The organism is Faecalibacterium prausnitzii (genome assembly GCF_003287405.1).
GTDB classification, from domain to species: domain Bacteria; phylum Bacillota; class Clostridia; order Oscillospirales; family Ruminococcaceae; genus Faecalibacterium; species Faecalibacterium intestinale.
In genome coordinates, this window is the sequence record NZ_PRLD01000001.1 from 374,599 (window position 1) to 387,997 (window position 13,399).

The window sequence follows — 13,399 nt, forward strand, 5'->3', positions numbered from 1 at the left end:
CCGTGTCATTTGCGGAACAAAGGTATATCAAAGCCCCCGTCAGCCGCTGCTTCCCATCGTATCAGAACCACCACGGCAGCTTTCCGCGCAGGCTGTCCATCGCCTCGCCCTCCACCTTCTTTGTCCGGCTCTCGCTGAGATGGAAATGGAGCGCCGCGCCGATCAGCGGGTGCTCGATTCCATCGGTAAAGCCATAGCGGTACAGCAGATAGGTCTGCTCTCTGGCTGTCAGCTTGTCCAGCGCCGCATACAATTCTATCAGCTGCTCTTTTTGGATATAGATTTGCTCCGGCGTTTGGGTGTGAGGGTCGGCTATGGCTTCGATCCGCAGCATCCGTTCATCCTCTGAGAGAACGTCATCCAGATATACTCTCTGGAAGCCGGGGGCGTCTTTCTTATCCACCATCCGTTGCTCAAATAAACCGAGGGCGGCGCGGATGCAGTCCGTCATGGCGTTGCGGAGCGCCGGTGCTGCATAGGTCAGAAATTTCATGCCCCGTCCGGCATCAAACAAAGGGATCGCGTTCAGCAGGCCGATACTTCCCTCCTGCATCAAATCATCCAAATCAATTCCAATATCATTTTCATCCAGCCCCATGTTTCGGTATTGCTCCAGCGCAATTTTTCGGATGAATCCCAGATTCTTTTCCAGCAGAATGTCACGGGCAGCCGTATCCCCTTTCTGTGCCAGTCTGCACAGCTGCTCATTGCTCCGGGTCGGCATTTTGCTTCTCCTGCGCGTGGTCTAAGGTGGATTGGAGAAATTCCGTCAGCGCCTGACCGAACTTGTCTAATGCTTCCTTTTGCACACCGTCCATCCCCGCTGCGCTCTGGGTAACGGCGGCGGAAATCATTTCGGGCGTGATGGTCGGAGTATGAACATCCGCCCCTTTGGTGAGTTCGGTAAACATCTGCTGAGTGATGCCCTTGGTCAAGGACTGCGCTGCTGTGAAATCGTTGCCGATCTCTTTCTTCACTTCCCGCAGCGCCGCCATAAATGTGTTCTGTATCATCGTCAGGTCTGCCTGATATACGGGAACTTTCTGCCGGTTGACAGTTCTGGCCGCCTGCACCGCAGCGTCTGTTTTATTGTTTCGGCGTAGCATGGCGCTGAGAGTAGTAAGCATCTGGTTCTGTCCGGCGAAACCGGCGGCCAGCGTATCGTCAAAATATTGCTCAATCATATAGGTGACTTCTGCAAAGCGAGGGCTTTCCAAAAGGCGGTTGACGATCTCTGCATTGGCTTTTCCGGTGTACAGATTCCGCGCCGCCTGCACCGACAGGCCCAGTTCTTCAATATCAAAATTTGTCCGGTCGGGCGTGTTGACTTCCCCCAGCAGGAAATCTGTGGAGACTTCAAACACTTTCGCAATGCGGAGCAAATGTTCTGTGCTGATCTTATCAGTCTTACCGCTGACAAACCGGCTGATGGCGCTCTCGGTGCTGCCGATGCGGGTCGCCAGCTGTGCCTGGGTAATTTTATGTTCCTTCATAAGCTCCTGCATCCGCTGCCGGATATTGCCGGGCAGATAGGCTCCCTCCATGTGACGCACCTCTCTTCTGAAAACTCTCTTTATCCATTATACCTGATAAAACCAGCGCGGGCAAATGCTTTCCGCTGGCTTCGCCGCTCTGAGGTCTTGCATTTTTGCAAGATTTCAGGGCGGCGTTTTTTCATTTCTTGCACTTTTAGCGGATTTTTCGGTTTATAGGCTTTTTCCCCGTATATTCAGGCAGACGGGCAGATACCGTCAATAAATAATGGAGGACAAAGCCTATGAATTTATTTGAAACTGTAAAATCCGCTGTCACCGTGAAGCAGGCCGCCGAATACTACGGCTGTAAGGTCAACCGGGGCGATATGATCTGCTGCCCCTTCCACGATGACCGGCATCCCAGCATGAAGCTGAACAGGGATTATTTCTATTGCTTTGGCTGCGGGGCTACCGGGGATGTGATCGATTTTGTGGCGCGGCTGTTCGGCCTGAGCAGCTACGAGGCCGCAAAGAAGCTGGCCTATGACTTTGGCATCGACCCGGACAAGCCCCCGGCAGCGATGGCTTTGAAAAAGCCCTATCCGCTGGCGCAGGATTTCCGCAACGATGAGATACACTGCCAGCGGGTGCTCTGCGATTATCTGCATCTGCTGGAACGCTGGAAGGTCGAATATGCCCCGCAATCGCCGGAGGATGAACTGGATGACCGCTTTGTGGAAGCCTGTCATATGATCGAGTATGTAAATGATTTGTTGGACGTTCTCATGTTTGCGGAACTGAAGCAGCGTGTGAAAGCGGTGGATATGCTGCTGAAGGACGGCACTATCACCGCGCTGGAGCAGCGGCTCAGACGTCTGGAAAAGGAGGTGCAGCACCGTGGCGAAGAACGAGCAATCGCGTGAGGCCAACCAGCCCATCTGGTTTGACGGCAAGAGTATCAATGAAGCCCTGTTTTGTGATGATTTTCTCGGCAGACACAAAATCATCTACACAAACGGGGCTTTTTTCACGCCTGATGGCCGCGTGACCGATGAGCTGCCACTGCGTGGAGAAATTTTTGAGGAACTGAAATGCTGTGCGGTCAGCAATATCCCCCGCAAAATCAGCAATATCGTGGAGCTGATGAAGCTGGCGGCGCTGGTAGAGGATTTCCCGCCGGAGGCTGACCGCATTCATCTGGCAAACGGCACGTTGTTTCTGGATGGCTCCTTTACGGAGGGAAAACCGGACATCGTGCGTTGCCGCCTGCCGGTGGCCTATAATCCCGATGCGCCCACGCCGACCCGCTGGCTGGCTTTTCTGTATGGGCTTCTTTACCCGGAGGACATTCCCACTTTGCAGGAATATATCGGCTACTGCCTGATCCCCAGCAACAAGGGACAGCGCATGATGGTCATTAAGGGCAATGGCGGCGAGGGTAAGAGCCAGATCGGCGCGGTGCTGTCCGCCCTGTTCGGCAGCAACATGAAGGACGGCAGCATCGGCAAAATTTCCGAGAACCGTTTTGCCCGCGCTGATCTGGAACACATTCTGCTGTGTGTGGACGATGATATGCGGATGGAGGCACTGCGGCAGACCAACTATGTCAAATCCATCGTCACCGCACAGGGTAAAATGGATTTGGAGCGTAAAGGCAAGCAGAGCTATCAGGGATGGATGTGCGCCCGGCTGCTGGCATTCAGCAATGGCGACTTGCAGGCTCTCTTTGACCGCAGTGATGGCTTTTATCGGCGGCAGTTGGTGCTGACCGCCAAAGAGAAACCTGCCGACCGTGTGGATGATCCCGACCTGGCAGAGAAGATGAAGGCCGAGGTGGAGGGCATTCTGCTGTGGGCTTTTGCGGGATTGCAGCGGTTGGTAGCGAACAACTTCAAGTTCACCGAGAGCCAGCGCACCAGAGAGAACCGGGAGGCCGTCAAGCGGGACAACAATAACGTGTTTGATTTTCTGGAATCCGAGGGCTATATCCGGCTGAAAGCGGATGCGTCCATCAGTTCAAAGGATTGCTACGACATTTACCGGATGTGGTGCGAGGAAAATAGCCTGACTGCACTCAAACGCCGCAGCTTCAGCGATGCGCTGGTGGCAGCCTGCGGTAAGTACAATCTGGAACACTGCAACACGATTACCAATTCGGCAGGACGCCGGGTATGGGGCTTTATGGGGATCGAGGCAGTGGCAAGGCCGCATATAAACGAGTTTACGGACGCTTCACAGTGTACGTACGTACCGGAAGACTGGCGGGATTGATTTCCGATCTGGTCGCCGGTACGTATGTACGCAGCGATTGACCCTGTTACCTCATATATTGTAGAGGCGCTTCATTTGGATAAAGTGGTCGTGCCCATTTTGGGTACACCTATTTTGATGTGTAAAAGTGGTTATGGATATTTTGTCCACCACCAGAACCGTGAAATTCTTCGCGCTTTTGTGCTGTGAAACAGGTGTGGTCATTTTGACCACACCTGAAGCGGTCAGTAAAAGCGGTAATTTTGCAGGCATATTTTAGAGCAATCTCAAAACAGCGAAATGTTTCTCTTTTATCCGTATACAGTTCGCCGGATGGCGGCTCACGGAACGACGTACAGATTGCAGCATTTTGTGACAATACAGCCCGAACAGTGAAAAGTCCCGCATTTCTGTGAAGTCGAATATTCCGCCGTTGACCAACGATACGCAGGGAATCATTTCTATCGCAAAACAGCATTTGCACAAATTTCACCATTGACCAAAGCCGGTGCGCTCCCCAGCGTAGCCGGTTCTTTTTATGACGCAACCGAAAATCATGTTTTATCTATCAAGTGACAAAGGGCTTCACTTGCGAAAATGGAGGAATATATTTTATGAAGTCAAGTATCCGAAACGAAATCAAGGCGCAGATCATCCGCGCCGGTTACACCATGCAGGAAGTCGTTGACCAGCTGCACGATGAGTATGGGTGGAGCGACAGCGTATCCAATCTTTCCGGAAAATTGCAGCGGGAATCGCTGCGGTATCGGGAGGCCGTGGAGTTGGCTGACGTGCTGGGATATGACATTGTCTGGCAGAAACGGAGGGATTGAGTATGGAAAAAGCACAATACGCGATTATGCGATTTGCCAAATATAAGGGGCCTGAAATCGGCAATATCGAGGCCCATAACGAGCGCACAAAGGAAAAGTACGCCAGTAATCCCGATGTGGATACCAGCCGAAGCAAGTACAACTTCCATCTGGTCAAACCGCCCGGCAAGTACCGGGCCGAGTCAGAGAGGCAAATTGCCGCTGCCGGATGCCGTACCCGGAAAGACAGTATCCGTATGATCGAGACGCTGTTCACAGCCAGCCCGGAGTTCTTTAAGGGAAAGAAACGGGCGGAAATTCGGGTATTTTTCGAGGAAGCTCTGCACTTTCTGGAACAGCATCAGTCCAAAGAGACAATTATATCCGCCGTGGTGCATATGGACGAGAAAACGCCCCATATGCACCTTTGTTTTGTCCCTTTGACGGAGGATGGCAGGCTCAGCGCCAAAGACATCATGGGCAATAAAAAGAAGCTGACCTGGTGGCAGGATGAGTTTTGGAAACACATGGTCAAGAAGTTTCCAGATTTGGAGCGTGGCGAGAGCGCCAGCCTGACCGGGCGCGACCATATCCCGCCCCGCGTATTTAAGGAGATGACCAGACTGACCAAACAGAAAAGCAAACTGGAGGATCTGCTCACTGGAATCAATCCCTTTAACGCCAAAAGCCGGGCGGAGGAAATCTGCAAGATTCTGGATAGCTATATTCCCAGCGTGGAGAAGATGGACACGCTGCTGCGGAAATATGGCGTGGCTTTTACGAAAACAGCATCCGAAAACAAAAAGCTGAAAACGAAAAATGCCGAGCTGGAAGAATCTCTTGCATCGGCGCAGAAGGTCAGCACCCTAAAGCAGATCGAAGACCTCAAGCTGCGGCGCGACTATGACAGTGCCGTGGCGATTTTGGAACAGATACCGGCAGAAGTTTTGAACATCTATGCGCAGAGCAGCCATAGAGGAAAGGAGCGGCCTATTGAGCAAAGTTTATGATGATCCGAAATATAATGCGGCATTTGACCGCTGTGTTGATGTGATGGCGCGGCTGTTGCAGAAGTACGGGCCACAGCTGTTGGGGCAGATGCAGGAGACTGAGAAGGATGGCCGTACACAGTCTGCGGTATCAGGAAAGCAACCCGTTCCTGTGTATCAGGAATTTGACAAAGCCGCTTGATATAAATTAAATTTACACGTTGCGTATTTGTTTGGCGTATGCTATAATAAATACGCAACGTGTATTTTTGCTTTATGGGGTAAATGAAATGGACTGCAAAACCAAAATAAAAGAATTGCGGGAAAGCACTGGCATGAATCGCAAGGAATTTTGTAAATATTTTCAGATTCCCTATCGGACTGTGACAGAATGGGAACTGGATAACCGCCATGCGCCGGAATATGTGCTCCGTTTGTTGGAGTACTACATTCAGAATGAAGGTCTGGCGAAGAAGAAAGTTACGGATGAATGTTCAGAGATGGAAGAAAGGGGCGGCCTGCATGAAAAAAACTAAAACAAAATGCTATCTCTACACACGGGTATCTACTTCCATGCAGGTGGACGGATACAGTCTGGATGCTCAGCGAGACAAACTGCGGAAATACGCTGAATACGAAGATATGGTAGTGGCTGGTGAATATTCTGATGAAGGCTTTTCCGGCAAGAATATTCAGGGCAGGCACGAATTTCAGCGGATGCTGCAAGACATTCAGGACGGCAAAGACGGTGTGGAATATGTGCTGGTGTTCAAGCTGTCCCGGTTTGGCAGGAATGCCGCTGACGTTCTGAATTCCTTGCAGCTGATGCAGGATTTCGGTGTCAATCTGATTTGTGTGGAAGACGGCATTGACAGTTCCAAAGATTCCGGCAAGCTGATGATTTCTGTCCTTTCTGCGGTGGCAGAGATAGAGCGTGAAAATATTCGGACACAGACGATGGCCGGACGGGAGCAGAAAGCCCGTGAAGGAAAATGGAACGGCGGCTTTGCCCCTTATGGATACCGTCTTGAAAAAGGCGAACTGTTGATTGCTGAGGATGAAGTGGACGTGATCCGCACCATCTTTGACCGCTATATTCACACCAACGATGGCGTCAGCGGTGTGGCGAAATATCTGAACCGGCAGGGCTTTGTGAAGAAGCTGCGGCAGAACGGCACCATTCCCGGTTTTTCCGCCAGCTTTGTGAAAAGTATCATTGACAATCCGGTATATATGGGGAAAATTGCCTATGGCAGACGCCGGACAGAGAAGAAGATTGGTACCCGGAATGAGATGCACGTGGTTGAACAGTCGGAGTTTCCCGTGTACGAGGGAAAGCACGAGGCTATCATTTCTGAAGAAGATTGGAATCTCGCGCAGGAGAAACGGAAAGTCAATGCTTATCGGCGCGAGAAGGTCAACGATCCTACCCATGCGCATATTCTGTCCGGCATTCTGAAATGCCCCTGCTGTGGTAAAAGCCTATATGGGAATATTGCAAAAGCCCACAGCAAGGACAAAAAGACCCGCTATTACTATTACTGCAAGAATACGGTAACGCCAACAGGCCACGAGTGCACTTTCCGGCTGAACATTGAACAGACAGAGATGAACCGCATGGTAGCGTCAATTATCTCCGCTATGGTCAGCGACCCACGGTTTGCGGATGCAATCAAGGCGAAAATTGGCTCCGCTGTCGATACGAACGACTTAGAGAAACAGCTGGAAGCGTTGCAAGCGCAGCTTCGGCAGACGTTAGGCACAAAAGCCCGCCTGGAACGGCAGATGGACGGTTTGGATGTGAATGACCCGTATTATGACCGGAAAATTTCTGATTTGCAGCGTCGCTATGACGAGCAATATGGTAGAATAGATGAGATTGAAGTCCAGATTGACGATGTGCAAAGCCAGATACGGAGCATCCGGCAGGAGAAAATTTCGGGTAATAATATCTACCGCCTGTTGCTGGCATTCGATCAGGTCTATGAAGCAGCCTCCGAAGTGGAGCGGAAGGAGTTCATGCGGGCGTTTATTGAGCGGATTGAGTTATTCCCGGAAAAGCAGCCGGATGGCAACTGGATTAGGAAGATTATCTTCAACTTCCCTGTCCCGGTGAATGGAACAGAAGTGACAGAATTGCCCTTGGAAAATGAAACAATGGTCGAAACGGTATGTTTATTGTCCAAACTAAATGTCAAGCATCATATCGAGGTGGAAATCACGATGGATGAGTTGGATTTGACGGCAGCGGAGAGTAAAGCCACTTACGATGAAATCAAGGCTTATGTACTTGAAAAATTCGGCTTTAAAGTCAGTCAGCTTTATATCGCCCAAATAAAACGGAAATGTGGCATTATCGAGAGAAAGAACTATAACCAGTCAAAAAAAGAAGATGCCAAAGTGCCGAAGTGCCCGCCAGAGAAAGAAGCGGCGATTATGGATGCACTCAAGCATTTCCAGATGATTCCATAGAAAAACGGAATAGAGATGCCAGTTTCAGATTTAAAAGGTGTTGCTTTCGAGCAGCACCTTTTGCTTTAAGCATTTAGAATTTTTTAGGAGGGAGGTGTAATTCATGCCAGACCTTGCCATGCTGGACTACTTCTACGGAGATGAAGCGGAACAGTTCACTTTTTACCGGATACCCAAAGTGCTGTTCACTGACCCCAGCTACCGGCGCATATCTTCCGACGCCAAAATCCTGTATGGGCTTATGCTTGACCGTATGGGGCTGTCAGTTCGGAATGGCTGGCTGGACGAATACAACCGGGTATTCATTTTCTTTACCCTGGAGGATGCTTTGGAATATCTGTGCTGCGGGCATACCAAAGCCGTTTCCCTTTTTGGGGAACTGGATAAGGCGGGCTTGATCGAGCGCAAAAAGCAAGGCCAGGGAAAGCCGACAAAAATCTACGTTAAGAACTTTGTTCGGAATGCGGAAGTCTTGACTTCCGAAAAACGGAAGTCTAAAGTTCCGCAATCTGGAAGTCAAGACTTCCAAAAAACGGCCTCTAATAATACTGAGATAAAAGATACTGAATTGAGTGATACTGAACCATCTATCTATCCGGCCAGGGGGCTGCCGGAAGATAGATCGCCTGCGGCAGATGCGATGGATACGATGCGTGTCTATCGTCAGATTATCATGGAGAATATTGAGTACGACATCACTCGCAGGCAGCTCGGCTATGATGCTGACATTCTGGACGAGATTGTTGACATCATGGTGGACACGGTTTGCAGCACAAAGCCCATGATCCGCATAGGCGGCCAGGACTTCCCCTTAGAGGTTGTAAAGAGCCGCCTGCTAAAACTCAATTCGGAGCATATCAGCTATGTGGTGAGCAGTTTGAAATCTAACACCACCAAAGTCCGAAATATCCGGGCGTATCTGCTTACCGCCTTGTATAATGCCCCTACCACTATCAGCAGTTACTACACAGCTTTGGTCAACCATGACCTTTACGGCGGTGGGTAACTGCTTTTTTCATAATCACCTATGGGCGGCTGCGCCAGTTCCTGGCCAGCCCCCTTAACTGCAAAAATGCAAATGAGCAGCACTGTGTCAAGAACGCACGGTGTGCGTTCATTTTCATTCTTGACACGGGGTTGCTCGTTTGCTACCCAGCACAGCCGGAGAAAGGAGCTTCCCCATGAAAAAGCCATTTGCCTACATTACAGCCGTCTGGAAAGGCGGCGAGTTTACCGTCATTGACCAGGCGGCGGTGTACTGCCGCAAAGTCTATGAAGCCGGGTTTACCCCGATCTGCCCGGTTCTCTATCTTCCCCATTTCCTGCGTGATTCCATTCCTGCCGAACACAAGGACGGCATTGACATTGGGCGTGAACTTCTGCGCCGGAGCCATGTGCTGATCGTCTGCGGGGACGAAGTTGACGAGTCCGTTAAAAACGATATTGCCGTGGCACAGCGGCTGGGCATTACCGCCACTACCCTGGATGGTGTTCTCAAAATCAAGGAGCAGGGGCGTGATACTGATGCCGTCTGACTTTTTCTACTTCTTTGTGATTCCTCCTTAGCGTATCAAACCGCAACTTGCTGTGAGATTACAAAGGAGGTCTAAAACCATGATATACAAAAGCGAAAATGCGCCTAAAGAATCCGAGAAAGGCTGTTATCATGCGGTATCTCTTTCTGGCGGTAAAGACAGCACTGCTATGCTCCTGCTGATGATTGAGCGGGATATGCCGATTGACATCGTTTTATCGGCCGATACGGGCATGGAGTTCCCGGAAATGTATGAGCATCTGGCAAAAGTGGACGCATTTCTTTACGAAAAGCGCAATATCCACATTACCACCCTGCGGCATCCGAAAGGGTTTGAATGGCTCATGTTTGAAGAACCCAAGCAAAAGCCCTCTGCTATTGAGCGGCGGCTGCGTGATGGAGTTCCGTTATATGGGAACGGCTGGCCAGGTATCCGTGTCCGTTGGTGTACGGGACAGCTTAAAACACATCTGATTACCAAGAAAGTCAATGAGTTAAAGGGAAAATATCATGCCCTGCATTATGTTGGAATTGCCTATGATGAGCGCAATCGCTGCAAGTGTGAGCAGTACCCGCTTGTTGACTGGAAAATTACGGAAGTAGAAGCCCTTAAAATCTGCTATGATCGTGGGTTTGATTTTGGGGGCTTGTATGAGATTTATCATCGGGCATCCTGCTGGTGCTGTCCATTCCAACGGATTGATGAACTGCGTAAGCTGCGGCAACATCATCCCGAACTGTGGAAACATCTGCGGGAGATGGATAACCGGGCACTGGAACAATTTGGCCCCGGCCCGTTAGGGCAATTCAAAAAAGACTGGACTGTGCAACGACTGGAAGAACGATTTTTCCAGGAAGAACAGTCCAGTTTGCCTTTGGCGGGTTAATTCGTCTTGAGAAAGGAGTAACTGTGTATCGGAAAGCGATTATCTATCTGCTGCACCGGCTGGTGGTTCCGCCTTAGACCATTTCCTTTTTCAGCATTCCTGCCAGAGAAAGGAGTGATGAGGTTTGCAGGAAGAAGTTGAAAACAAATCGGTGGCGATTAGTATCAAAGCCACCAAGCTGACTGCCAATGTGCTGAAAGCCGCACTCCTGAAAGCCCTTGCGGAAATGGAGAAAAAGCAGAAAAATCCCAAGGTCTACAAGGGCAAACAGAGTGTGAAACACCTTGTCCGGCAGGGAGTTGGGGTCAGCAACATCGAAATCACGGACGGCAACATCAAGTCTTTTGAGAAAGTTGCCCGGAAATACGGTATTGACTTTGCTCTCAAAAAGGATGTTTCTACACAGCCGCCCCGGTATCTGGTCTTTTTCAAGAGTAAAGATGCCGACGCACTGACGGCGGCATTCCGGGAATATTCCGGTAAAGTCGTGAAAAGCCAGTCCAAGGAGAAGCCGTCCATCCGCAAGCAGCTTTCCAAACTCCAGGAAGTGGTCAAGGATATGGCAAAATCCCTCTCCCGGAACAAGAGCCAGGAGGTGGACAGATGAAGAAATTGCCAAAAATCAATACTTCCAAGCTGCTAAAAGCGGCTTTGCCGTATATCCTGGTCGGCCTGATGGCTACCAAGCTGGGGCAGGCGTACCGCATGGCATCCGGCGGCGATGTGCTGGATCGGATTTTTGGGGCGTTCCTCAAAATCGGGGAAGCCTTTACCAATCCCCTGCCCAGCCTGCATCCGTTTGACCTGCTGGTGGGGGCTGCCTGCGGCGCTCTGCTGTGGTTTATCGTATACCAGAAATCCAAGAATGCCCGGAAATACCGGCGTGGTGCGGAGTATGGGACTGCCCGATGGGGAAATGCAAAAGATATTGAGCCGTTCATCGACCCGGATTTTTCGCAGAATATCCTGCTGTCCGAAACGGAACGTCTGACGCTGGGAAAAATTGCAGACCCCGAAAAGAGAAACGTCAATCTGAATGTGCTGGTCATTGGGGGGAGTGGTTCGGGAAAGACCCGCTACCACATTAAGCCCAATCTTCTCCAGATGAACGCATCGTATGTCTGCTCCGATCCAAAGGGTACGGTTATCGAGGAAGTCGGGCGGGCACTGGTGCGTGGCGGGTACAAAATCAAGGTTTTAAATACCATTGATTTTTCCTGTTCCATGCACTACAACCCATTTGTCTATCTCCATAGCGAAACGGACATTCTCACCCTTGTCACGGTTATTATGACCAATACCCAGGGAGAAGCCAAAGGCGGGGACGATTTCTGGCAGAAAGCGGAAGCCCTGTTGTATCAGGCACTGATCGCTTATATCTACTATGAAGCCCCAGCCGAGGAACGCAACATGAATACCCTGCTGGATATGCTCAATGCCTGCGAGTGCCGGGAGGACGACGAGAACTTTAAATCAGCGGTTGACCTGCTGTTTGAACAGTTGGAACAGCGCAATCCCGACCACTTTGCGGCAAGGCAGTATAAAAAATTTAAGATGGCGGCGGGAAAAACTCTAAAAAGCATACTTATTTCCTGCGGGGCCAGATTAGCCCCATTTGATATTGCCGCCGTCCGGGAGATGATGTCCTATGATGAATTAGAGCTTGAAAAGCTGGGTGACGAGAAAACCGCCCTCTTTGCGGTGGTTTCCGATACCGACCCGACGTTCAACTTCATTTCAGCCATGATGTACTCCCAGATGTTCAACGTACTGTGCGACCGGGCGTTGAAAGTCTATCATGGCAGGCTCCCGATCCATGTAACCTGCCTGTTTGATGAGTTCGCAAACCAAAAAATTCCGAACTGGGAGCATTTGGTTTCCGTGATCCGGTCGAGGAATATATCTGCCCACATCGTCCTCCAGACGTTCAGCCAGCTTAAAGGAATGTATAAGGACAATGCGGAAACCGTTGCCGGGTGCTGCTCAACCATGCTGTTTCTGGGCGGGAAAGAGGAAAGCAGCTTAAAGATGGTGTCCGGGCTTTTGGGAAAAGAAACCATTGACACCATGAATGAAAGCGATTCCCGTGGTGCCCAGCGTACCTACGGTCTGAACTATCAGAAGCTGGGCAAAGAACTGATGAGCGTGGATGAGCTGGCTGTCATGCCCTCCAGTCGCTGCATCGTCCAGGTGCAGGGTGTCCGCCCATTCTACTCCAAGAAGTATGATCTGACGAAGCATCCCCAGTACAAGTACACGGCAGACGCCAACCCCAAGTTTACCTTTGATGTAAAGACATACCTGCAACACCGGCTCAAAGTCAAGCCGGAAGAAGAATTTGAGGTCTATGACCTCGGAGAGATAGAACAGCCCCAAGCGGCTGCCTAAAGGCTCCACCGATGCCCCTTTGTGGGCTTTGAAATCGGTGGAGCCTTTTCTTTTTTTGCCCAAAACCAGCCGGACACCGGCAATTTCATCACATGGGAGGTCAAAATGGGATTTTACGACGAAGCGGTTCATGTATTGGAAACGATAGCCAGGGCGTTAAACGGCGCTTTTTATTACGGTTCAATGGCAGATTTTTATAACCGCTCCCCGGAGAAAACCCCGATCTGCCCGGAATTTTCCAAAACGGCGGTGCGGATGAAAAAGCATATCCGTCCGCCCGTCCGGGCAGAGCCTGAAAGGGGGCTGCTCCAATCCAAAAACCAAACCGACAACATATCAACACGTTTTTTAAATTCAAGGAGGATTTTATTATGAGTTTCTTTACGACTGCTGTTTCTACGATGTCTACTCTGGTTGTTGCCCTGGGCGGCGGCGTTGGCGTGTGGGGTGTGGTCAACCTCATGGAGGGTTACGGGGCCGACAACCCTGCTTCCAAAAGCCAGGGTGTCAAGCAGTTCATGGCTAATTAAAGGGAACAAAAAGAAAGGAAAAACCAATCCAGACGGTATCAGCGGCAGGCTACAAGAATAAA

At 50.5% G+C, this 13,399-nt stretch carries 15 protein-coding genes and 1 pseudogene; 14 read left to right on the top strand and 2 right to left on the bottom strand.

Translation table 11 applies throughout. The annotated features are described in order from the left end of the window. Positions 1 to 61 precede the first annotated feature (61 nt). Together C4N24_RS01925 and C4N24_RS01930 are read right to left on the bottom strand one after the other, a co-directional pair. Positions 62 to 724 carry a sigma-70 family RNA polymerase sigma factor gene (locus C4N24_RS01925; protein WP_015534244.1) on the bottom strand — a complete coding sequence of 221 codons (663 nt, stop codon included), beginning with the start codon at positions 722 to 724 and terminating at the stop codon, positions 62 to 64. Beyond that, entirely contained in the window at positions 705 to 1,544 is an 840-nt protein-coding gene (locus tag C4N24_RS01930) for a helix-turn-helix domain-containing protein (protein ID WP_015534243.1), read from the bottom strand. The genes C4N24_RS01925 and C4N24_RS01930 overlap by 20 nt, the downstream gene beginning before the upstream one ends. Positions 1,545 to 1,777: 233 nt before the next feature. Between C4N24_RS01930 and C4N24_RS01935 the strand changes: the two genes are divergently transcribed. The 14 genes and pseudogenes from C4N24_RS01935 to C4N24_RS02000 form a co-directional block, all read left to right on the top strand. Next, positions 1,778 to 2,398: a CHC2 zinc finger domain-containing protein gene (locus C4N24_RS01935; RefSeq protein WP_055040426.1), complete on the top strand. Its 621-nt coding sequence runs from the start codon at positions 1,778 to 1,780 to the stop codon at positions 2,396 to 2,398. Next, a complete protein-coding gene (locus C4N24_RS01940) occupies positions 2,373 to 3,746 on the top strand; it encodes a DNA primase family protein (protein ID WP_055040425.1) in 1,374 nt (457 codons plus the stop codon). Before C4N24_RS01935 ends, C4N24_RS01940 begins: the two co-directional genes overlap by 26 nt. Positions 3,747 to 4,339: 593 nt before the next feature. Beyond that, entirely contained in the window at positions 4,340 to 4,558 is a 219-nt protein-coding gene (locus tag C4N24_RS01945; RefSeq protein ID WP_015534241.1) for a hypothetical protein, read from the top strand. A gap of 2 nt (positions 4,559 to 4,560) precedes the next feature. Next, complete coding sequence (gene mobV / locus C4N24_RS01950) at positions 4,561 to 5,547, top strand: MobV family relaxase (RefSeq protein ID WP_015534240.1); 987 nt, start codon at positions 4,561 to 4,563, stop codon at positions 5,545 to 5,547. Continuing rightward, entirely contained in the window at positions 5,531 to 5,728 is a 198-nt protein-coding gene (locus tag C4N24_RS01955; RefSeq protein ID WP_055040423.1) for a hypothetical protein, read from the top strand. The genes mobV and C4N24_RS01955 overlap by 17 nt, the downstream gene beginning before the upstream one ends. A gap of 88 nt (positions 5,729 to 5,816) precedes the next feature. Then, the gene (locus tag C4N24_RS01960) at positions 5,817 to 6,062 is read left to right on the top strand and encodes a helix-turn-helix domain-containing protein (protein ID WP_055040422.1); all 246 of its coding nucleotides are present in this window, start codon (positions 5,817 to 5,819) and stop codon (positions 6,060 to 6,062) included. Beyond that, positions 6,049 to 7,998, top strand: a complete 1,950-nt coding sequence (locus C4N24_RS01965; RefSeq protein ID WP_112090099.1) for a recombinase family protein — start codon at positions 6,049 to 6,051, stop codon at positions 7,996 to 7,998. Before C4N24_RS01960 ends, C4N24_RS01965 begins: the two co-directional genes overlap by 14 nt. A gap of 103 nt (positions 7,999 to 8,101) precedes the next feature. Further along, entirely contained in the window at positions 8,102 to 9,004 is a 903-nt protein-coding gene (locus tag C4N24_RS01970; protein ID WP_112090100.1) for a DUF6017 domain-containing protein, read from the top strand. 175 nt (positions 9,005 to 9,179) lie between these two features. After that, a complete protein-coding gene (locus C4N24_RS01975; RefSeq protein WP_112090101.1) occupies positions 9,180 to 9,533 on the top strand; it encodes a hypothetical protein in 354 nt (117 codons plus the stop codon). 79 nt (positions 9,534 to 9,612) lie between these two features. Continuing rightward, a complete protein-coding gene (locus tag C4N24_RS01980) occupies positions 9,613 to 10,419 on the top strand; it encodes a phosphoadenosine phosphosulfate reductase family protein (protein ID WP_112090102.1) in 807 nt (268 codons plus the stop codon). A 124-nt stretch (positions 10,420 to 10,543) separates the two neighbouring features. Further along, the gene (locus C4N24_RS01985; RefSeq protein WP_112090103.1) at positions 10,544 to 11,026 is read left to right on the top strand and encodes a PcfB family protein; all 483 of its coding nucleotides are present in this window, start codon (positions 10,544 to 10,546) and stop codon (positions 11,024 to 11,026) included. After that, positions 11,023 to 12,807: a VirD4-like conjugal transfer protein, CD1115 family gene (locus C4N24_RS01990; RefSeq protein ID WP_112090104.1), complete on the top strand. Its 1,785-nt coding sequence runs from the start codon at positions 11,023 to 11,025 to the stop codon at positions 12,805 to 12,807. Before C4N24_RS01985 ends, C4N24_RS01990 begins: the two co-directional genes overlap by 4 nt. Before the next feature lie 21 nt (positions 12,808 to 12,828). Continuing rightward, entirely contained in the window at positions 12,829 to 13,182 is a 354-nt protein-coding gene (locus tag C4N24_RS01995) for a hypothetical protein (RefSeq protein WP_146746784.1), read from the top strand. Continuing rightward, a pseudogene (locus C4N24_RS02000) lies at positions 13,179 to 13,331 on the top strand (Maff2 family mobile element protein); the annotation flags it as partial. The gene C4N24_RS01995 and the pseudogene C4N24_RS02000, both read left to right, overlap by 4 nt. Positions 13,332 to 13,399 lie beyond the last annotated feature (68 nt).